The sequence below is a fragment of the Cohnella hashimotonis genome, assembly GCF_030014955.1.
Lineage (GTDB): Bacteria > Bacillota > Bacilli > Paenibacillales > Paenibacillaceae > Cohnella > Cohnella hashimotonis.
The window spans coordinates 370,334-391,277 of the sequence record NZ_JAGRPV010000002.1; the positions used below are offsets into that span (position 1 = coordinate 370,334).

The 20,944-nt window shown below is 60.7% G+C and carries 15 protein-coding genes; 13 read left to right on the forward strand and 2 right to left on the reverse strand.

Annotated elements, in window-relative coordinates; all coding sequences use genetic code 11:
* Positions 1-28 precede the first annotated feature (28 nt).
* From KB449_RS36120 to KB449_RS36135, 4 genes are all read left to right on the forward strand, one after another.
* Complete coding sequence (locus tag KB449_RS36120; RefSeq protein ID WP_282913260.1) at positions 29-1,456, forward strand: sensor histidine kinase; 1,428 nt, start codon at positions 29-31, stop codon at positions 1,454-1,456.
* On the forward strand, positions 1,443-2,168 hold the full coding sequence (locus tag KB449_RS36125) for a response regulator transcription factor (RefSeq protein ID WP_282913261.1): 726 nt from the start codon (positions 1,443-1,445) through the stop codon (positions 2,166-2,168). The genes KB449_RS36120 and KB449_RS36125 overlap by 14 nt, the downstream gene beginning before the upstream one ends.
* A 98-nt stretch (positions 2,169-2,266) precedes the next feature.
* Positions 2,267-2,977, forward strand: coding sequence for a YwaF family protein (locus KB449_RS36130; RefSeq protein WP_282913262.1), 711 nt, complete (start codon positions 2,267-2,269; stop codon positions 2,975-2,977).
* A complete protein-coding gene (locus KB449_RS36135; RefSeq protein WP_282913263.1) occupies positions 2,974-4,566 on the forward strand; it encodes a DUF2339 domain-containing protein in 1,593 nt (530 codons plus the stop codon). The genes KB449_RS36130 and KB449_RS36135 overlap by 4 nt, the downstream gene beginning before the upstream one ends.
* A gap of 62 nt (positions 4,567-4,628) precedes the next feature.
* Here KB449_RS36135 and KB449_RS36140 read toward each other — a convergent pair whose 3' ends face one another.
* Entirely contained in the window at positions 4,629-5,144 is a 516-nt protein-coding gene (locus tag KB449_RS36140; protein ID WP_282913264.1) for a DinB family protein, read from the reverse strand.
* Positions 5,145-5,433: 289 nt separating this feature from the next.
* Here KB449_RS36140 and KB449_RS36145 point away from each other — a divergent pair, with 289 nt between their 5' ends.
* The 8 genes from KB449_RS36145 (at position 5,434) to pcrA (ending at position 17,760) form a co-directional block, all read left to right on the forward strand.
* Entirely contained in the window at positions 5,434-5,640 is a 207-nt protein-coding gene (locus tag KB449_RS36145; RefSeq protein WP_282913265.1) for a hypothetical protein, read from the forward strand.
* 175 nt (positions 5,641-5,815) lie between these two features.
* The gene (locus tag KB449_RS36150; RefSeq protein ID WP_282913266.1) at positions 5,816-6,937 is read left to right on the forward strand and encodes a S1C family serine protease; all 1,122 of its coding nucleotides are present in this window, start codon (positions 5,816-5,818) and stop codon (positions 6,935-6,937) included.
* 20 nt (positions 6,938-6,957) lie between these two features.
* Positions 6,958-8,871 carry a stalk domain-containing protein gene (locus KB449_RS36155; RefSeq protein WP_282913267.1) on the forward strand — a complete coding sequence of 638 codons (1,914 nt, stop codon included), beginning with the start codon at positions 6,958-6,960 and terminating at the stop codon, positions 8,869-8,871.
* A gap of 149 nt (positions 8,872-9,020) precedes the next feature.
* A complete protein-coding gene (locus KB449_RS36160; RefSeq protein ID WP_282913268.1) occupies positions 9,021-11,540 on the forward strand; it encodes a U32 family peptidase in 2,520 nt (839 codons plus the stop codon).
* Between the two features lie 239 nt (positions 11,541-11,779).
* Entirely contained in the window at positions 11,780-13,129 is a 1,350-nt protein-coding gene (locus tag KB449_RS36165; protein WP_282913269.1) for a UDP-glucose dehydrogenase family protein, read from the forward strand.
* 21 nt (positions 13,130-13,150) lie between these two features.
* Positions 13,151-14,026 (forward strand): UTP--glucose-1-phosphate uridylyltransferase GalU, encoded by an 876-nt coding sequence (gene galU, locus KB449_RS36170; RefSeq protein ID WP_282913270.1) that lies wholly within the window; start codon positions 13,151-13,153, stop codon positions 14,024-14,026.
* Positions 14,027-14,488: 462 nt separating this feature from the next.
* Entirely contained in the window at positions 14,489-15,250 is a 762-nt protein-coding gene (gene pcrB / locus KB449_RS36175) for a heptaprenylglyceryl phosphate synthase (RefSeq protein ID WP_282913271.1), read from the forward strand.
* Between the two features lie 26 nt (positions 15,251-15,276).
* Positions 15,277-17,760, forward strand: coding sequence for a DNA helicase PcrA (gene pcrA, locus KB449_RS36180; RefSeq protein ID WP_282913272.1), 2,484 nt, complete (start codon positions 15,277-15,279; stop codon positions 17,758-17,760).
* Between the two features lie 69 nt (positions 17,761-17,829).
* On the opposite strand, the gene KB449_RS36185 is transcribed toward pcrA, so the two are convergent.
* Positions 17,830-18,225 carry a hypothetical protein gene (locus KB449_RS36185; RefSeq protein WP_282913273.1) on the reverse strand — a complete coding sequence of 132 codons (396 nt, stop codon included), beginning with the start codon at positions 18,223-18,225 and terminating at the stop codon, positions 17,830-17,832.
* Positions 18,226-18,345: 120 nt separating this feature from the next.
* Here KB449_RS36185 and ligA point away from each other — a divergent pair, with 120 nt between their 5' ends.
* The gene (gene ligA, locus KB449_RS36190; RefSeq protein WP_282913274.1) at positions 18,346-20,382 is read left to right on the forward strand and encodes an NAD-dependent DNA ligase LigA; all 2,037 of its coding nucleotides are present in this window, start codon (positions 18,346-18,348) and stop codon (positions 20,380-20,382) included.
* The last annotated feature ends 562 nt before the right edge of the window (positions 20,383-20,944 follow it).

Here is a 20,944-nt window from a genome sequence, read left to right on the forward strand (position 1 = left end):
AACGTTTTAGAGAAAGGAGGACGCAAGCATGCTGTTCGTATGGCCGGTGCTGTGGGCGGTAGCGCTTTTTTTGCTGGCCGCGGGCTCAGGCTCCTCCGCTTCCCGTCGGCTGGCCGCTGTGTCTTTCTTTGCCGGAACCGGCGCGCTGGCTGCCGTCCTCGATCTTAATATTATACCGTCGCTGGCGGACGGCGCGGTCCGCGACCGTTGGGAGCAGCCGCTTTACCACATGCAGGCGATAGCCTCCGTCGCTTCCTACTATGGCGTGCCGTACGCGTTCTTGATGTTCGCGCTGGCGTTCCGTCCCGTTCGGATGCATCCCGCGCTCAGGCGCGCGCTGCCGGCCGCGCTGCTCGCGCCGATCGCGCTTTGTCTGCTGCTGACGCCGTGGTATACCGAGCGCTATCCGATATCCTTTGGCATCGTCGTCTGGTGGGCGGCGCCGTACATGCTGTACGGAGCGGCGCATATTTTGCTGCTGCGGCCCCGGCGCTCGCCGCTTTCTCCCACCTACTGGATCGTTTGCCTCGCCGTGGTGCCGCCCATGCTGTTTCTTCTGGCCATGAGCTACATCCTGCCGAGCCTCGGCATGCTGCGCATGTGGGTATACAATGCTTGGGTGGCGTCGCTAGCGGTCGCCGTATTTCTGATCGGGTTGTTCAGCTACGGGTTCATGGGTATCCGGCTGCTGGTCGACCGCAGGCGATTGGACACGACATGGAGAGCCGTCAACGCGGGCACGGCCATTCTGAATCACGCCATCAAAAACGACGCGGGAAAGCTGCGGCTGTTCGGAGAGAAGACGAAGCGATACGCGGAAAAGACCGGGCAGCCGGAGCTGCTGCGCGATATCGAGACGATGCTGTCCGCATCGCTGCACATGCAGGAAATGATCGCCCGCGTCCACAGTCGCACCGGCGACCTGGATCTGAAGCGGTCGAATGTGAGCCTTGACTCGCTCGTGCGCGATACGCTCGCGGCGCTTGAACCGCAGCTCGGCGGGATTCGGACGCGGCTCGTCCTGCCTGCGAGAGAATGGAAGGCGGATATCGATGCAGCGCAGCTTGGCGAGGCTTTGAACAATATCGTCGCCAACGCGGCGGAAGCGATGAAGGGAAGCGGCGGGACGCTGACGATGAAGCTGTCGGAGGGACGGCGCGAGCTTGTCCTCGAGGTCGCGGATACCGGACCCGGCATGAGCCGGAGCCAGCGCGCGCATGCGCTTGAGCCCTTTTATACGACGAAGGGCGGCGGCACCAACTTCGGTCTGGGTTTGCCTTACGCCTACCAGGTCATGCGCAAGCATGGGGGAACGCTTGCCATCCGGAGCAAGATCGGACAGGGCACGAGCGTCTACATGACATTGCCGATTCGGAGCGTGCGGGCGCGGCCGGACCATGCGGCGCCTTCGCCGGCGCCGAACGCAAAGGAGGCGGGGCTGGATGCAAGCCATTAACATATGGATCGTGGAAGACGACGAGGATTGGCGCAGAGGGCTCGTTTCGTATCTGAACGAGGAGCCGGATCTTCAGGTGAAGCTGGCGAGCGGCGACCCGAATCAGGTGCGCGCCGCGTTACGGACGGAGGGGACGGATGCTGCAGCGCCGCCGGACGTCGTCCTTATGGACATTATGCTGCACGGCGTGCCGGAGGGCATCGCGCTGGCCGAGGAGGCCGCCGTCGTCTCCGGGGCGCGGGTGATCATGCTGACCTCGATGGAGGAGAAGGATCTGATTCTGCGCTCCTTCCAGGCAGGGGCCATCGACTACCAGCTGAAGACGGACTTCGAGGGTCTGCCCGACGCGGTCCGCGCCGCCGCCCGTCGCGAGGCGGCGATCAGTCCGGCCGCGGCGGAGCGGATGCGGGAGGAGTTCAGGCGTCTCAAGGCGCTGGAGCGGGAGTTCGAGGTCAAGAAGCTGCAGGACCTGATCACGCCCGCGGAGCTGCAACTGCTCGAGATGGTAGATCGCGGCTATTCGCAGTCGCAGATCGCGGACAGGCAGTTCATCTCCATTCGCACGGTCAAAAACCATATCAATCACATTCTCCGCAAGCTCGGCGTTCCCGGCTCCAAGGAGGCGGCCAGGCAGGCACGGGACATGGGGCTGTTCAAGCCCAGGGAACAATCGGAACCGGGACCTGGACATCCCCTCGACCCCCGGGAATAAAAGGCTCGCGGAAGCGCCAAGATGGTACCACGTAAAGTTGGTACTATTTTTTTTGCCCCGATTTTCTAAAATGAGGGTGTAGAGAGGGGGGAACAAGCATGACGTTTGAACCGTACGGGACTTCGCATTGGGCGGCGCTCGGCCTGCTGGCGCTGCTGGTCGCGATCGTGTGCGCGTGGAGGCGAAGACTGCGGGGCTCGAAGCGGGTCCGGATCGGCCTGGCCGCAGCGTCCGTCGCCGTCGAGCTGGCGATGCTGGCCGATCGAGCGGTCACGCGGGACTGGGACGTCTATGCGCTGCCGTTCGAGCTGTGCAGCCTCATGATCTGGCTGACGGCGATTATGGTGCTGACCGGCAGCCGCCGCCTGTACGAGGTGACGTTCTTCCTCGGCATCCTCGGCGCGGTTCAGGCGCTGGCGACGCCCGACCTGACGGCTCCGTTTCCGACGTTCGGCTTCGCGCACTTTTTCCTCGGCCACATTCTTATCGTCATCTCGAATCTGTACATGACGATCGTAGAGGGATATCGCCCGACGCTGCGATCCGCCCTGCGCGCTTTCGGCTGGCTTCAGGCGCTTGCGGTGCCCGCAGCGATCGCAGACCTCCTGGCCGGGACCAACTTCATGTTCCTCGCCCGCAAGCCGCCTTCGGCTTCTCTGCTTGACCTGCTCGGTCCGTGGCCGTGGTACTTGCTTGAGCTGGAAGGCGTCGCTCTTGCGCTTTGCCTGCTGCTGCTCGGCCTCGTCAAGCTGGCCGATCGCCTTTTTCCGAAGCGTATTCAATCCCCCAAGGAGGGTTCACCGTCATGATCGACCATCTGCGCAAGCATTGGACATCCCTGCTCGGCGTCGCGCTCGTATTGACCGCCTTTATCACGCTGTTTCGTTATACGGTCGACCGCGGCTGGATCACCGATCCGATGAAAATCGGCGTCGGGCTGCTGGCCGGCATCGGCTTTGCCTTGGCGGGCGCGCGTCTTGCGACGAAGCCCAGAGGGGCTATAGCGGGCGAAATCGGGATTGGCCTCGGGGCCTGCATCCTGTACGCCACGTTCGCTTTTGCCGGCATCGCCTACGCGCTGTGGGCGCCGATGACCGTACTTCTCGGCATGATCGCCGTCACCGCATTAGCCGTGGCTTACGCCTGGCGGTTCAACTCCCGCCTGCTCATGCATATCGCGCTAGCCGGCGGCCTGCTGTCGCCGATGCTGATGCTGCCAGAGACCGACCAAGTCTTCGCGCTGTTCCTTTACCTGCTTGTCTTGAACGCGGCCTTTTTCTCGATCAGCATCGCGAAGGGCTGGAGCGAGCTTAGGCCGGTCGCCTTTGCCGGCACCTGGGCGCTCTACGCCATCTACTTCTTCTGGTTCGACCCGTCGTTGGACGGCTGGCAGAACATGCCGATCCGGTATGCGCTGGCGGCGTTCCTGTTCTATCATCTGGGGTGCCTGATCGCGAGCGTTCGTCTTGGCCGGTGCTTCGACGGGTTAAACATGTATCTGAGTCTTGCAAACGGGATCCTGTTCGGCGTATGGGCGCTCATCATCTTGAAGGGCGAGCTGGACAGCGGCTATACGTTGATTTTTATCGGCCTGCTATTCCTCTCGGCCGCCGCCTTCGTGCTTCGGCAATCGGGACGCACGCTCGCCTACGCGCTGAGTCACGGCCTGATCGGCGCCTTGCTGACGCTGATCGCCCTCAACCAGCTTGGCAGCGGACTTGAAGTGAAGCCATTGCTGAACGTTTACCTGTGGGCGGGCGTTGCGATCGTTCTCGCCGCTGTCGGACGCATGCGCAAGCGGAAGCATTGGCTGCCGGAGATGCTGTCCATGACGATCTGGTTCATCGTCGACGTATACTGGTTCTCTACGACCTGGGAAACGCCGCGCGGCGACTGGTTCGACGTCTATGTCCCCTTTCTGAACTGGGGAGCGATTTCCTGGATGTTGCTGGCTGCGCTAGGCTTCTATTTCGCGACGAGCAGGCAGGCTGTGGGATTGGACGGCTCGGACCGCAAGCTGGTATCGAACGCCTTCGCGCTTGGCGCCCACCTTGTCATCGGCGGCCTGTTGACCGTTCAAATTTCGGGACTGTTCGAAGCATACGACTGGGGAAGCGGAGAAACGACGCTGCTGCGGCTTGCCTTGTCGCTCGCATGGGGGGCCTACGCGCTGCTGCTGTTCCTGTGGGGGGCATACCGCCGCGAGCCGCTGTTCCGCTGGTTCGGCTCCGCTGTCCTCGTTGTGGTGGCGCTCAAAGCGATGATTCTTGATCTTCAGGGAGAGGAGACCTTGCTCAAGGTCGTCGTGCTGCTCGGGCTGGGCGGCATCTCTTTCCTGATCACTTGGGTGAACGGAAGATGGGCGCCGCAAGCGGAAAAGGCTGTAAACGGTAGATAATCGGGCCATTCTTTTATAAAACGGGCGTTCTCTCCGCAAGAAGAGACGCCCGTTTTTCATTCTCAACGCAAGTACTGTTCTTCGATAATCCGCAGATGGTGCAGCTCGTGCCCGCTATTGATACAGGCCAGCGCCCGCACGCTGACGGGATTGTCGTTCGCGTTGCCGATCCGCGTCCAGTCCTCGGCACGCAGCCCGCGCAGCAGCGCCAGCGTCGCCTCCCGGACCGTCTTATAATCTTCGGAGAGTTGCGACAAGCTCCAGCTCTCGAACGGTCCGTTCGGCACGAGCTCGTCCTGCTCGTAACCGGGCAGATTCGTCTTGTCGCCGCGGGCGATGCGGAGCAGCCGGTAGCTCTGTATGCGCTCGTTGTCGCTGATGTGGCCGAAAACCTGCTTAAGCGACCACTTGCCCGGCGCGTACCGATAATCGGCTTGTTCCTCCGTCAATCCCGCGATCATGCGGAGCGTGCGCGCTTTTTGCGCCTCAAGGATGTCGATCAGATCGCCATCGGGGACAAGCGACACGTACTGCCCTTGGTAGGGCGTGTATTCGTTTGAATCCGGACGTTCTCGCATGTACGTAACGCCTCCTCGGATATGGGATGAGTTGATCGTAGTACCGGCAGGCGGGCATGTCAACCTGGTATAGCGGTAACGATTTGCCGTGCTTGTTATAAAAACTGGCGCGGTTGGACATTTTATATTTGCCCGGAACGCACTGGCTTTCAAGCGCGGCTTGAGAGTTAGCGCTTTCCCGCCGATTGTGACAAAGTTGTTACGGCGGCAAATTCGGACTTGCAACAAGGGTGCCTTATGGCTAACATAGAGGATACTGGGAAAGTTATGAGATAAGGGAGGACAACCCATGTTTCTCGCGGAAAATGCGGCTGAATCCGCAAGTACGTTCGCGGTATTCGACATTTTCATGGTTATCATCACGGTTCTGATCGTAGCAGGGCTCGTTCGCCTGGTGAGGCAGCGCCCGAACAAGAACATTTTTGCCATCGGATTCACGGCGGTTTCCTTGATCATTTTCCTGATCGCGGACGTGAAGATGGTCAGCGGCTGGTAAGCGAACCCGGCTGCAATCCAACCCATAACTAAGACAAGAGAGCCGGCGTGCGCGTCCGGTTCTCTTTTTTTGCATATTCGACACTGTTCGACATAATCTCCGATATCGTATCCATACGGATTCTGATATGGTAAAAAGGGCTTAATTTACTAACGAGAGGCAGTTGGGGTGCGGGTTGTTTAAAAAGATAAACGGCAAAGCGGCGATCGGTGCCGCATTTTTTTCGTTCGGGCTGCTGATGGCCGGTTCGGCGACGGCGGCAGCGCCAACGTCCGGCGCTGTCAGCCTGCCGGTCAAGGTCATCAACGGCGAGGCCTATGTCAAGGCAACGTCCTTAACCGCCGCGCTAGGCGGCACCGGGACTTACGACAAGGCGAGCCAGACTTACAAGTACGCGCCTGCGGACGTGCCGTCCGTCATCAAGCAGGTGGCGCCGAGCGTCGTCGCGATCATCGGCAAGCCCGACGCGAATGGCGGACGCTTCGCGCTTGCGCATGGGACGGGCGTCATCATCAAGGCGGACGGGCTGATCGTGACCAACGCGCACGTCGTGCAGGACATGACGCGGATCGTCGTCGTAACTGCGGACGGCAAGGAGTATGAAGGCACGCGCAAGCAGATCGACGCGACCAGCGATCTGGCGCTCGTGCAGATCAAGGCCAGCGGTCTGAAGCCTGCGAAGTTCGCGGCTTCTCCGCTTAAGGTTACGGTCGGCGAGCCGGCGATCGCGATCGGCACCCCGGTGTCGTTCTCGCTTCGCAACACGGCCACGGTCGGCGTCATCAGCGGGCTGAACCGGTCCATCTCCGACGACTACAACCTGCTGCAGACGGATGCGGCCATCAATCCGGGCAACAGCGGCGGTCCGCTCGTGAACATGAAGGGCGAGGTCGTCGGGATCAACTCCATGAAGTTCGTCGACGTCGACATCGACAGCATGGGCTTCGCCATTCCGGCGGATACGGTGCAGTACGTACTGAACCAGTTCGCCAAGTACGGCAAAGTCATGCGTCCTTCGCTCGGCCTGGAGCTCGAAGAGAGCTGGTCCGCCGTCGTCGGCCTGCCGACCGAGGAGCCGATGACCGTCACGGCGGTCGTATCCGCCGAGGCGCAGGCCGCAGGATTCAAGGTCGGCGACCAGATCTACGCGGTCGGGGGCAAACAGATCGCCACGCTCGTCGAACTGAGCGAGCTGCTCAAGTCTTATTTGCCGGGCGGCAAGATCGCCGTCACGGTACTGGCGGACGGAGACCTCGTGTCTCGCCAAGTCGTGTTATCCAAGAGCTTGTCTCAATAAAAAGGAGCTTAGATTAACCCATGTCTAATTCGAGAATCATGTTTCATCCTAAAATGTTGTTGTCATTCCTGCTCGTCCTGGCGCTTGCCATCTCCTCCGGAACGGCAGCTTTCGCAGCTACTAGCGCTGCAGCGACTACGACGCAAGTGGTCATCAAGCTGAAGCTCGGCAGCGGGCAGATGACGGTGGACGGCGTCGCTTCGACCGTGCAGCCGCCGTTCCAGCAAAAAGGCGTCACCTTCATTCCGCTGAGCGTGCTCACCAAAGGAATCGGCGTGCAGCTGCAGCTGACCGACAATAAAAAGATGACGCTGACGCACAGCGCCAGCCTGAAGGTCGTCATGGCGACGGGCAGCAAGACCGCATACGTCAACGGCGTTCAGAAGACGCTGCCGGCAGCGCCGGTTGCCGTCAAGGGCGTCATGATGGTGCCGTTGCGCGCAGCCGAGCTGCTCGGCGCCAAGATTACGTTCACGGCGTCGACCAAGGAGATCGCAATCAAGGGACCGCGCGCCGCCGCCGCGGGCGGCAAGGGAACGATCGACACCGACGCAGGCAAGTCCAAGATCGGCGACAGCTACTTCAAGTGGTCGATGAACTACCCGACGGGGCTGGCGCAGAACTATCAGTCGGGCACCGGCGATTTCATTTCCTTCCAGGACGTGAAGAAAAACTATTATTTGTCCATCTCCGTCGAAGAAGCGAAGGATCCGCTTACCGCGAAGGAGCAACGGGACTACCTCGAAGGTTACGTCGACGACGAGACGGTGCTGAACGTCAAGGAAATCGCGCTGCCGTCGGGCAAATTCCAGACGATGGTGACCAAAAGTTCGGACGGCTTTTACTACGAATACAGAGCCATTCAAGCGAACGACCGATTCTACGTCCTCATGTTCGGCAAGTCGGCGAAGGCCGCTTCCGAGCTGACGGCCAACAAGCCGCTGCTGGACAGCTTTGCGCCGCAGTTCGATGCCAAAAACGCAGCGCTGAAGGATCTGAGCAAGGTCAAAGACGGTGTCGTCACTTACAAGGACGCAGACTATGGGCTCACGATCCAGCTTCCGCCGGAGTGGGAAGAAGGCTACGAGGACGGGATCAGCTACTATAACGGCGACGCTTCGATTACGTTCGATATTACGTCGCTTAAGGCCGGAGATACGCTGGAGGCTTGGGTGGAACGGCAAAAAGCGGCGGCGGACGAAGTGATCGCGGACGCGTACAAAGAGCCTATGGTCGCGACGGATATCGTATGGAACGGACTGCCCGCCAAGCTGGTGAAGCTCGCCTTTACCGACGACGGGACGACCTGGTACGAGAGCTACAGGATCTTTGCGGTCAAGGGTTCGTATAAATACGATACGCAGTTGGACTTTGAACGAGGCGCTACGGAGCTCGACGCTGCCGACATATTAAGCAAGCTGCAGAACAACATGAAGGTCGACTTCGCGAAGGTTGAGAAAACATTCGGCCAGGTGCCGGACAGCGAAGACGACATCGACCAGCATAAGACCGTCGTCAAGACGAGCAAGAAATACGGCTACAGCATTACCGTACCCGAAGACTGGACCGTTAGCGGCATCGATATGGACCGGGACTCGGTCATATTCACCGGCGTCGGCGTCGGCTTCACGGTTGCCGTCGAAAAGGGAACGTCGCTCGAAGGGTACCCGGAAATGCTGGAGAAATCGGTAACCGGCACCGGCTTCTGGAAGTTGGATAGCCGTACGAACGAAACGCTTGCAGGCGAATCTGCCGTCAAGTTGGCTTTTGTGCCTAACGTAACCACCAAGGCAGGGGGCAAGTTCGTCCTGTATGTGATGGAAAAGAACGATACGATTTATGTCGTTCAGACCGTCATCAGCGATTCCAACGCTACGACGTTCAACTTGAAGCAAATTGATGATGCATTGAAGTCTTTCAAGTTCAACGGCTGATATCGCGATACGAGAGAGGCGGCCGCTCCTTTTGGGGAGCGGGCCGCCTTTTTGCGCGCCAGCCGCCATTTTCCTTTGGTCCCCGCGTCTTGCTTTGCTATACTAATAGAGAGATCGCCGCCTCGAGGCGGCATGGAGGTTAAGCATACATGAGCAATCAAGCCGCAGTGCGGCGTGAAGATATAGAGCTGTTGGCTCCCGCCGGAGACTGGGAATGCATGCGGGCGGCCGTCGCGAACGGCGCGGACGCGATTTTTTTCGGCGTGGAAAAATTCAATGCGCGGGCGCGCGCGAACAACTTCAAGATGGACGAGCTGCCGGAGATCATGGCGTTCCTTCACAGATACGGCGTCAAAGGCTTCCTCACCTTTAACATCCTCGTGTTCGAGGACGAGCTGCGCAATGCGCAGGAGCTCGTTGAGGCTTGCATCAACGCGGGCGTGGACGCGGTTATCGTGCAGGATCTCGGCCTCGTGAAGCTGATCCGCGAGATCTCGCCCGACTTTCCGATTCACGGCTCGACGCAGATGACGATCACCTCGCCGGAGGCGGTCGAGTTCACGAAGCCGTTCGGCATGGAGCGGGTCGTTCTCGGACGCGAGAACAACCTCAAGCAGATCGCCAAGATCGGCGAGCAGGCGAAGCTGCCGATGGAGGTGTTCGTGCACGGCGCGTTGTGCGTTTCATATTCGGGACAATGTCTGACGAGCGAGATGTGGGGCGGACGCTCCGCGAATCGCGGCGAATGCGCGCAGGCCTGCCGCTTGCCTTACGACCTGATGGTCGACGGCGAGCACAAGCCGATGGGCAACATCGCTTATTTGCTGTCGCCCAAGGACCTGGCGGCGATCGATATTATGCCCGAGCTGATCGAGGCTGGCGTCACGTCGTTCAAGATCGAGGGACGGCTCAAGAGTCCGGAATATGTGGCCAACGTCGTGAGCAAGTACCGCAGCGCCATCGACAAATACTTCGCCGGGCAGGACGCGAGGCCTTCCGCGGAGGAGGTCCGCGAGCTGCAGCAGAGCTTCTCGCGCGGCTTTACGCATGGTTTCCTCGATGGTACGAACAACAAGCAGCTAGTCGAGGGCACATTCCCGAAAAGCCGGGGCGTGTATCTCGGCCGCGTGGAGCGGCTCACACGCGACAGCGTCGTCTGCCTGATCGAAGCGCCGCTCAAGCGCGGCGACGGTCTGGTGTTCGACGCCGGCGACCCGACCAAGAAGGAAGAGGGCGGACGCGTGTATGATCTGCGCCGCGGCAAGGTCAAGATCGAAGGCGAGGTGGCGCAGGGCGGCGAGATCGAGATCGTCATGGGCCGCAACGACGTCGACCTGACCAAGCTCCATGTCGGCGACCGCATCTGGAAGACGAGCGACCCGGCGCTCGACCGCCGTCTGCGCACGACCTTCGAGACGGACAAGCCGTATCGCACGTTCCCGGTGTCCGTCACCGTGTCCGGTCGCGAAGGCGAGCCGCTCCGCACGATCTGGACCGACGCGCAGAAAAATACGACCGTCGTCGTGCAGTCCGACATGCCGCTCGAGCGCGCGATGAACCGGCCGCTCGGCCGTGAAGTGCTCGAGGAGCAGCTCGGCCGTCTCGGGGGCTCGCTGTATCATCTCGGCGAGCTGACCGTGTCGCTCGAGGGCGACGTCATCGTGCCCAAGAGCGAGCTGAACCGCATCCGCCGCGAAGCGGTGCTGCAGCTCGAGCCGCTGCGCGACCGTCCGCCGGTCTACGTCAAGCGCGACGTCGACGCCTACGGAGATGCGCCGCATCCGGCGCCGTCCGTGCTCGAGACCGGCGGCGGCCGGCTGACCGTCCTCTGCCGGACGCTTGAGCAGGTGCAAGCGTCCGTGGAGACGGATGCCGCGATGATTTACGCGGACTTCGAGTTTATCAAGCAATTCCCTGACGCCATCGCGGTCTGCCGCGCGGCGGGCAAGCCGATCGCTCTTGCGACGCCGCGCATCCACATGCCCGGAGAGAACGGTTATCACCGCAACATCCTGAAGCTTGCGCCGGACGCGGTGCTCGTGCGCAATACGGGGGCGCTCTATTTTTACCTGAAGGAACGGATGGAAAATCCGGGCGCCAAGCACCCGACGCTTATCGGGGACTTCTCGCTTAACGTGGCGAACCACAAGACGGTCGAGCTGTTCCGCGAGGCGGGCCTCGATTGGGTGACGCCTTCGTACGACCTGAACGTCCAGCAGATGGTGGACATGCTGCGCTTGTCGGATACGTCGCGGCTCGAGCTCGTCATTCATCAGCATTTGCCGATGTTCCACACGGAGCACTGCGTCTATTGCACGTTTATGAGCGAAGGCACGAACTTCACCAACTGCGGACGTCCCTGCGAGGAGTCCCGCGCTTCGCTGCGCGACCGGATCGGATTTTCGCACCCGGTGCGGGTCGACGAGGGCTGCCGCAACACGGTTTACAACGCGATCGAGCAGTCGGGCGCGGAGTACTTGACGACCTTCCAGGAGCTGGGCGTGCCGTCGTACCGGGTCGAATTCCTCGAGGAGGACGCGGCCAAAGTACGCGAGGTGCTGTCGCTGTACCGCGCGGCCATGCAGGGCCGGATCGGCGGCACCGAGGTGTGGAAGAAGTTGAAGGCGATCAACCAGCTCGGCGTAACGCGCGGACAGCTGGTCAAGTAAGCAGTCAGGCGTCTGCCGGCGAAATAGGGCAAGCCGCTTTATCCTTCGGGATGAAGCGGCTTTTTTGCGATGTGGCGGCTATGGAGCGGTAAGATGAGAATCATCGAGCACGCCGGTTTGGAAGTTCGAACTGTTAGCGCAGGATGAATTTTACATTCTGTTAACCTTAAGCGCATTCTGACTTGCGGTCCCGTTGATACAATGAACGGACGACAACGGAATCCTAGGAGGGAACGTTCATGAAAATCGCGGTTGTGGGAGCAGGTATTGTCGGATTGACGACGGCGGCCGGATTTGCGGATTTGGGACACCAGGTATATTGCAGCGATACGGACGGCGATAAAATAGAGCGAATTGAAAACGGCGTGCTGCCTTATTTGGAGCCGGGGCTCGCGGAATTGGTGAAGCGGGGACAGGAAGGAGGGCGGCTCGCATTCGGTGTCGGCGCGTCGACGGCGATCGGCGAAGCCGAGATCGTAATCCTTGCCGTCGGAACGCCCGCGACGGACGACGGGGAGATTCTGCTGGCCCAGCTGTGGGAAGCTGCGGATATGCTCTGGCCTCGGGCGGACGGCATGCGCAGGTTGATCGCCGTGAAAAGCACGGTGCCCGTCGGCACCGCCGAGCGGCTGGAGGCGCGAATTCGCGCGCGGCTGCCTGCGGAGGGCGGCGTCGATGTCGTGTCCGTGCCTGAATTTTTGCGGGAGGGCTTCGCCGTGCGGGATTTCTTCGAGCCTTCGCGCGTCGTCATCGGTTCGGCTACGCATGAAGCCGCCGAGTTGATGGACCGGTTGTACAGAAGATTGTCCGCGACCGTCGTTCACACGGACAGGCGGAGCGCGGAGCTTGCCAAGCTCGCCTCCAATGCGGCGCTGGCGATCAAGATTTCCTACGCCAACGAGATGGCGGCCCTGTCGGAGCAGACCGGCGCCGATTACCCGGATATCGCTCGCATTCTCGGGCTGGATCCGCGCATCGGTCCGCACTTCCTGGGCGCGGGCCTTGGCTTCGGCGGCTCCTGCCTGCCCAAGGACACGCGAGCGCTCGTGCGGCTTGCGAGCGAGGCCGGCGCGCCGCAGACGGTCGCTTCCGCCGCCATCCGCGCCAACGCCGTACTGCCGCAGCGTATGGCGCGCAAGCTGGAAGCGGCGCTCAGCGGCTTGTCGCGTCGTCGCGTCGCGCTGCTCGGGCTGGCCTTCAAGCCAGGCACGGCAGATCTGCGCGAAGCCCCTTCGCTGCGCCTGATCGCAGAGCTTAAGAAGCGATATCCGGGGATCTCCCTGGCCGCTTATGATCCGGCGGTCGACATCGCGATGAAGCGGCAGCTGCCTGCGGGCGTCGGGCTGTACGGCTCCGCCGAAGAGGCGCTGCGCGGCGCGGACGCCGCGATCGTCGTGACGGAATGGCCCGAGATCCGCAAAATATCGGCAGAAGACTACAAAAGCTGGATGAGCAGGCCTATAATATTAGATGGACGCAACTGCCTGGACGCACACGCGCTGAACGCGCAAGGCATGGTGTGCATCGGGGTCGGGCGTCTGCCGGCCGCGCCGCAGGGAATACCGGCGTATCAAGGACGGCACGCATAATATAGAGAGGATGCCTGTCTCATGAAAGTCCGCAAGGCCATTATCCCCGCAGCGGGACTCGGCACACGCTTTCTCCCCGCGACGAAGGCGATGCCCAAAGAGATGCTGCCGATTATCGACAAGCCCGGTATTCAATATATTGTCGAAGAGGCCGTCGCCTCGGGAATCGAGGATATTATCATCGTGACCGGCAAGGGCAAGCGGGCCATCGAGGACCACTTTGACAGCTACTACGAGCTCGAGGAGAACCTGCGTCAGAAGGGCAAGCTGGAATTGCTCTCCGAGGTTCAGCACGCTTCCGAGCTGATCGATATTCACTACATTCGGCAAAAAGAAGCCAAGGGTCTCGGCCATGCGATCTGGTGCGCCCGCAACTTCATCGGCGACGAGCCGTTCGCCGTGCTGCTCGGGGACGATATCGTCCGCTCCGAGACGCCGTGCTTGAAGCAGATGATGGACGTGTACGATAAGGTGCAGAGCAGCGTGCTGGCCGTTAAGCGCGTGCCGGACGAGGAAATCTCCCGCTACGGGGTCGTGGATCCGGCGGAAGGCGCCGACCTGAGCCAGGATATCGTTCCTGTGCGGGGCGTGGTCGAAAAGCCGGCTGCGGATCGCGCGCCTTCCAATATCGCGATTATGGGCCGTTATATATTGACGCCGGCTATCTTTGGCCTGCTTGAGACGCAGGACACCGGCGCGGGCGGCGAGATCCAGCTGACGGACGCCATCTTCCGCCTGCTGCAGCAGGAAGAGGTTTACGCCTACGCCTTCGAAGGCGATCGCTACGACACAGGCGAGAAGCTGGGGTATTTAAAGACGATCGTCGACTTCGCGCTCCAGCGTCCGGATCTGGGCGATGCGTTCAAGGCTTATCTGGAGAGCAAGCTGCGTGGATAATTAAATGAATAGAGTTAATCCGCGTGAAGCACACGCCGCTGTTCCTTCGGGAATCGCGGCTTTTTGATTTCGTTTTAACCTTTTTCGGAAGGGGAATCCGCATGGCAAGGAATAACAATTGCACAGCTGCGAAGATCGTCGGAGCCCGACATTTTGCTGCCGGTTTTCGGCTCGCTCGACGACTTTCATTTGGAATACGAGCTCATCGGAGTAAACGGGGGTAAGCTCTAGGCCGACGTCTACAGCCGCTAGGCTTGGTTTTCGAATGCGAGGGATATTGCGGCGCCAAAGGCGCGAGTTGTGCGGCGGCATCGCATAACTTCAGTGGCCTGGGGCGTCGGAATCGCGGTTGCAGCTGCGGCTGGAGCGACTCCAGTATTTTGCGTGTTGAAATCCCCGCCGTTCGCCTTCCCCCGTGACTCGATTTCCTGTAGACTAGGGGTAAACGCCGTGGAGGAACGCATGATCGCATTTTCGGATATGTATGCCGCGTGGCGGCACGTATTCAAGCTAGACCCGGACCGCGAGATTTCCGAAGAGGCGCTGGAGCGGGTCTGCTTGTCCGGCACGGACGGCATCCTGGTCGGCGGCTCGAGCGGCATTACCTATGACAATACGGTGGAACTCTTGGCTCGGATTCGCCGCTTCGAGGTGCCATGCGCGCTGGAGCTGACCGGCGCCGATAGCGCGGTGCCGGGCTTCGACGGTTATTTCGTGCCGATGGTACTCAACGCGAAGCGCACGGAATGGCTGGTCGGCAGGCAGGTCAAGGCGCTGGCCGAGTACGGCGCGTTCATGCCTTGGGAACTCACGGCAGCGCAGGCTTACCTGATCCTGAACGGCGAGTGCACTGCGGCGAAAGTGACCGAGGCGCGGACGGAACTTTCGACAGACGAGGTGCTGGCGTACAGTCAGCTGGCCGACCGACTCTGGCGCGTCCCCGTGCTGTACCTGGAGTACAGCGGCGCGTTCGGGGATATGGAGCTGGTCCGCAAAGTTCGGGAGCATCTGACGCAAGCCAGGCTGTTCTACGGTGGCGGCATTGCCACGCCGGAGCAGGCCAGGGCCGCCGCGGAGTCGGCGCATACGGTTGTCGTGGGCAATGTCATTTACAGCGATCTGCATGCCGCGCTTGAAACGGTCGACGCCGCGAAGCGCGCGATCGGCGCGGAGGGCACGGCCCGAGACGGCGTGCGCAGCGAGGCGAATAGACGCCTCCCATAAGCTACAAGCAAAGGAGCGTTATCATCATGTTTTTTGAACCGGCACAACCGTCGTCCTCGTCCGGAACGGCGTTTAATATCGACGAAGCCGTGAACCGGCTGAATCCCAAGCAACGCGAGGCGGCAGTCGCCACAGACGGACCGCTGCTCATCATGGCCGGCGCGGGGAGCGGCAAGACGCGCGTGCTCACGCACCGCATCGCTTACCTGATCGCCAAGCGCATCGCGGCGCCGTGGAGCATTCTCGCAATTACCTTTACCAACAAGGCGGCGCGCGAGATGCAGGACCGCGTCTCCAAGCTTATCGGCGCAAGCGGACGCGACGTTTGGGTGAGCACGTTTCACTCGATGAGCGTGCGGATTTTGCGGCGGGACATCGAGCGGATCGGCTTCGGCTCCAACTTCAGCATTCTGGACTCGGCGGATCAATTGTCCGTCATCCGGGGCGTCATGAAGGAGCAGAATATCGACACCAAGAAGTTCGAGCCCAAAGCGGTGCAGGCGATGATCAGCGGCGCAAAAAACGAACTGCTGTCGCCGGAGCAATACGAAGCGCGTGCGGGCGATTATTTCCAGACGATCGCCGCCAAGGTGTACACGCAGTATCAGCGCCGCCTGAAGGCGAACAATTCGCTCGACTTCGACGATCTCATTTTGCTCACCATCCAGCTGTTCCGCGAAGTGCCTGAAGTGCTTGAGTTTTACCAGAACAAATTCCGTTATATCCATGTAGACGAGTACCAGGATACGAACAAGGCCCAGTATATGATCTGTAAAATGCTCGCGGCCAAGCACCACAACATTTGCGTCGTCGGCGACAGCGACCAGTCGATCTATCGCTGGCGCGGCGCGGATATCACGAACATTCTCAACTTCGAGGCGGACTACCCCGAAGCGCGCACGATTTTGCTGGAGCAGAACTATCGCTCGACGTCCAACATTCTGGAGGCGGCCAACCAGGTCATCAAGAACAACATGGGCCGCAAGCCCAAGAACCTGTGGACCGATAGCCCCGGCGGGGACAAGATCACCGTTTACCAGGGCGATTCGGAGCATGGGGAAGGATACTTCGTCGCCGGAGAGATCCGCAAGAACAGGCAGAACGGCCGTCGTTACGATCATCACGCCATTTTGTACCGTACGAACGCCATGTCCCGGGTGATGGAAGAAATTCTGATCAAATCCGAGATTCCGTATCAGATCGTGGGCGGCACCAAGTTCTACGACCGTAAGGAAATCAAGGATATTCTGGCATATCTGCGCCTGATCTCCAATCCGGACGACGATATCAGCCTTAACCGCATCATTAACGTCCCGAAGCGCGCGCTTGGCGATACGACGATGGGGAAGGTGCAGGAGGAGGCGCAGCGCCAGGGCATCTCCATTTACAAGCTGATCAGCCAGGGCGAGGGCTTGCTGGGCGACGGCCTGTACCATCTCGACATACAGGCGCGCGCGAAGGCGGCGCTCTCCGAATTCAGCGGGCTGATCGCGAATCTGACCGCCATGGTCGAGTATTTGTCCGTGACCGAATTGACGGAGAAAATGCTTGAGATGTCAGGCTACCGCATGGAGCTGCAGCGGGAGAATACGATCGAGTCGCAGGCGCGCCTGGAGAACATCGAGGAATTTCTGTCTGTTACCCAGGAGTTCGAGAACCGCAACGAGGACAAGTCGCTCGTCGCCTTCCTGACCGATCTGGCGCTGATCGCAGACATCGATTCGATGGGCGACGACGAAGACGACAAGGAGAAGGGCGACGCCGTCGTGCTCATGACGATGCACAGCGCCAAGGGGCTGGAGTTCCCCGTTGTGTTCATCGTCGGCATGGAGGAAGGAATCTTCCCCGGAAGCCGTGCGTTCATGGACAACGACGAGATGGAGGAGGAGCGGCGGCTCGCTTATGTCGGTATCACGCGTGCGGAGAAGAAGCTGTATCTCACCTGCGCGCAAAGCCGCCTGCTCTACGGGCGCACGGCGGCCAACGCGCCGTCGCGTTTTCTGGAAGAGATTCCGGACAGCCTCAAGGAAGCGGTGGAAATGAGGGGCGGGCGTATCGGCGGCTCGTTCGGCGGGTTCGGTTCGCGGCTCGGAGGCGGACGGGGGCCAGGCGCAGGCGGCAGCTTTGGCGGCGGAGGCTACGGCGGCGGCAGCGCGCAGTCAGGCTTTGGCGCGCGGCCGCAGGCCGGCGGGTTCGGCGGAGCGGCAGCCGGCGGGTTCGGCAGCCGTCCGCAGGCCGGAGGCGCTCCGGGGGGAGCGCGGCCCGCAGGGCAGGCGCCGGCGAGCTTCGGCATAGGCGCCCGTCCGGCAGCGGCTCCGCAGCCGGCGGCGGGCGGCGGCCAAGGCCTCTCCGTCGCCGCCGGCGACAAGGTGCAGCATGCCAAGTGGGGCGTGGGCACGGTGGTCGCTGTGAAGGGGAGCGGCAGCGACACGGAGCTTAACATCGCTTTTCCCGCACCGGTAGGACTTAAGCGTCTCCTTGCAGCCTTCGCTCCGGTCACCAAGATCTGATTTTGCAAGCCGGCAGCACAAAAAAAGCCGCCGCGCCTCAAGGCGCGGCGGCCGTGCCGTACATAAAACTCAGTGGTAACCCGGCAGATGGGTATCGGGATCCTTCAAAACGTTGAGAATGTCCATATGGATGAGATGCTTGCGCGTCTCCTCCGTGCCGATCCTGAAGATCGCGCGGTAAACGTCCAGCATCTGCTCATTGTACTTGTCCGTGGCCGGGTCGTGATCCGCGGACTTGTACGGAATGACGCCCCGCAGTGACGTCAGGTCGTCGGTCTGCGACCGCTTGGCGAGCAGAGCCATCAGCTGGTCGATCTCTCTGTCCGTCGCGAACACGCTCAACTGATCGGTCGTATGGTTTTCTTCCTTCGTGATCGTCCCGGCCGATACCGAGACGTAATAAGTCTCGCGGACCGAAGAATGTCTCTCCTGGGTATCGTAATATTTATCCGTTTGATTATCCATGTTTGAACCCTCCCGTTTTTGCCTCGGTTGTACCTTTTTACACGATAATCGGGGCGCTTGAATCAAATTCGCATCACCATCAACCCGGCGCGCCGGGATCGCGAGAGAGGCCGAATAGCCATGACGGAGCCGCTGCAGCGGATGAGACAGCTGGTCGACGAACTGAATGTCCACGTCCGGCGTTACTATACCGAAGACAATCCTTCCATCAGCGATCGGGAGTACGACCTGCTGTACGACGAGCTGGTTGCCCTCGAAAAGGAGACGGGAACCGTGCTCCCCGATTCGCCGACCCATCGCGTGGGCGGAGAGATTTTGAAGGGTTTCGAGCCTCATCGCCATATGGCGCGGCTGTGGAGCCTGGACAAGGCGCAGAACTTTGATGATCTCCAAGCGTGGGCGCAGCGTGTCAACAAGCTGGTGACGGATTACAACACGCGCAATCCGGACACGCCTCTGCCGGCGCCCGAATACGTCATCGAGCAGAAGTTCGACGGCCTGACGCTGAATTTGACTTACTCGAACGGCGAGCTAGTACAAGCCGCTACCCGCGGCAACGGTACGGTTGGCGAGGGCATTTTGGCGCAGGTTAAAACGATTCGCTCGATCCCGCTGTCGATTCCTTATAAAGGCGGTCCCATCGAGGTTCAAGGCGAAGGCATCATGCGGCTGTCCGTGCTTGAAGCTTACAATCGTACCGCGGCGGAGCCGCTCAAGAACGCCCGCAACGGCGCCGCCGGCGCGCTCCGCAACTTGAATCCGGCCGTCACCGCCTCGCGCAAGCTGGACGCTTTCTTTTATAATGTCGGCTTCTCGGACGCCGCCGGCATTACGTTCGCGAACCATCGCGAAATATTGGCCTTCCTCCGGGACAACGGACTGCCGGTCAATAACTTCGAGCGCTATTACGATAATATCGAAGAGGTCGCCGAGGAGCTGAATGCCATCGTCGTGTTCCGGCACGAGCTCGACTACCTCATCGATGGAGCGGTCGTCAAGGTGACGGATCTTCGCACGCGCGAGGCGCTTGGCTATACGGACAAGTTTCCGCGCTGGGCGGTGGCGTTCAAGTTCGAGGCGGAGGAGACGACGACCGTGCTGGAGTCCGTCTCCTGGGAGGTTGGCCGCACGGGCAAGGTGACGCCGCTTGCGCGCGTCGAAGCCGTCGAGCTTGCCGGCGTGACGGTGCAGAACTGCACGCTGAACAATATCGGCGACATCGCGCGGAAGAACCTGACGCATGCGCTCGGGACGCGCGTGTTTATCCGCCGCTCCAACGATGTCATCCCCGAAATTCTCGGCAAGGCCGACGAGGAGCCGGGGCTCGAGATCGCAGTGCCGGAAGTCTGCCCGGCTTGCGGGACGCCGCTGGAGCTGCGCGGGGCCCATCTGTTCTGCCCGAACCGTCTGGGCTGCCGGCCGCAGATCGTGGGGCGTATTACGCATTTCGCTTCCCGCGACTGCATGGACATCGAGACTTTCAGCGGCAAGACCGCCGGGCAGCTCCTTGCGGCGCTCGATGTTCGCGATCCTGCGGACCTGTACGAGCTGCAGTTCGACGATTTGGTCAAGCTGGAGCGCTTCGGCGAAAAGAAAGCGAACAACCTGCTGGCCTCCGTAGAACAGTCCAAGTCCCGCGAACTTGCGGCATTCCTGAACGCGCTCGGCATCCCGAACACGGGCAAGGCGACCGCGCGCACGCTCGCCGACCACTACGGAGACCTCGATCGCCTGATGGCAGCCGAGGCCGAGGAGCTCGTCACGCTGCCCGACATCGGCGGGATCGTGGCCGAGAGCATCGCGGGTTTCTTCCGCGACCCGCTGATGCAGCAGAGCATCGCCCGCATGCGAGCGGCAGGCGTCAAGGCCGAGGCCGACCGACCGGCGGCTCAGGCAGCGGATACGAGTCATCCGCTGTTCGGCAAGACGGTCGTCCTCACCGGCACGCTTAGCCTGCTCACGCGCGACGACGCCTCCAGGCGTCTGGAGGCGCTTGGTGCCAAGGTGTCCGGTAGCGTCTCCAAGAAGACCGATCTCGTCATCGCGGGCGAGAGCGCCGGCAGCAAGCTGACCAAGGCGCGCGATCTGGGCGTACCCGTATTGGAAGATGAGCGGGAGCTGCTTGCGCTGCTGGGCATGGAAGCTCCGAACGAGTAAACTTCAATTAGTGGTTCGATATTCGCCGGTTACGCGAGAAAAAGGCCGACGCCTTCCGAATGTTCGGAGTGTGTCGGCCTTTGCGGTTTACGTATGCTGCATACGTCGTTTCTCGCGCGATTACTCATGTTGACCGTACTACGAGAAGCCAACCCAATAACGGAGCAGGGCGGCACAGACGATTGCCGGAAGTATGACGGAGCGTGCATGCGTTTGGCGGTCCAGCCCGGCGAAAAAGACGTGGGCGGTAAACCTGAGTATAATGACCGCGAGCGAAGTTAGACCCTGGAGCAGGGGAAAGCTGATGCACAATTCTAAATACAAGTATTTACAGTTGCTTTTCTCGTTCCAGCTTGGTATATTAGTACTCGCCCCTTCGAGGGGACAGGCCAAGGCGAGCTTGAGCAAAACGGCTTCGAAAAAAAGAAGTTGACAAGCCCGGACGAACCTGATAAAGTTAACTGCTGTCGGCTCGGAGAACTTACGAGTAGAAAGGCCGGCGAACAGTAACAAGATTGCTCCTTGAAAACTGAACATCGAGCGTTAAAACAAACGGACGCTG

Coding starts and splice junctions, on each gene's coding strand:
- KB449_RS36185 (WP_282913273.1), bottom strand. CDS start 18,225: ATGGATAATCAAACGGATAAATATTACGATACCCAGGAGAGACATTCT.
- KB449_RS36140 (WP_282913264.1), bottom strand. CDS start 5,144: ATGCGAGAACGTCCGGATTCAAACGAATACACGCCCTACCAAGGGCAG.
- pcrB (WP_282913271.1), top strand. CDS start 14,489: ATGATCGCATTTTCGGATATGTATGCCGCGTGGCGGCACGTATTCAAG.
- KB449_RS36155 (WP_282913267.1), top strand. CDS start 6,958: ATGTCTAATTCGAGAATCATGTTTCATCCTAAAATGTTGTTGTCATTC.
- KB449_RS36120 (WP_282913260.1), top strand. CDS start 29: ATGCTGTTCGTATGGCCGGTGCTGTGGGCGGTAGCGCTTTTTTTGCTG.
- galU (WP_282913270.1), top strand. CDS start 13,151: ATGAAAGTCCGCAAGGCCATTATCCCCGCAGCGGGACTCGGCACACGC.
- pcrA (WP_282913272.1), top strand. CDS start 15,277: ATGTTTTTTGAACCGGCACAACCGTCGTCCTCGTCCGGAACGGCGTTT.
- KB449_RS36165 (WP_282913269.1), top strand. CDS start 11,780: ATGAAAATCGCGGTTGTGGGAGCAGGTATTGTCGGATTGACGACGGCG.
- KB449_RS36125 (WP_282913261.1), top strand. CDS start 1,443: ATGCAAGCCATTAACATATGGATCGTGGAAGACGACGAGGATTGGCGC.
- KB449_RS36145 (WP_282913265.1), top strand. CDS start 5,434: ATGTTTCTCGCGGAAAATGCGGCTGAATCCGCAAGTACGTTCGCGGTA.
- KB449_RS36130 (WP_282913262.1), top strand. CDS start 2,267: ATGACGTTTGAACCGTACGGGACTTCGCATTGGGCGGCGCTCGGCCTG.
- KB449_RS36160 (WP_282913268.1), top strand. CDS start 9,021: ATGAGCAATCAAGCCGCAGTGCGGCGTGAAGATATAGAGCTGTTGGCT.
- ligA (WP_282913274.1), top strand. CDS start 18,346: ATGACGGAGCCGCTGCAGCGGATGAGACAGCTGGTCGACGAACTGAAT.
- KB449_RS36135 (WP_282913263.1), top strand. CDS start 2,974: ATGATCGACCATCTGCGCAAGCATTGGACATCCCTGCTCGGCGTCGCG.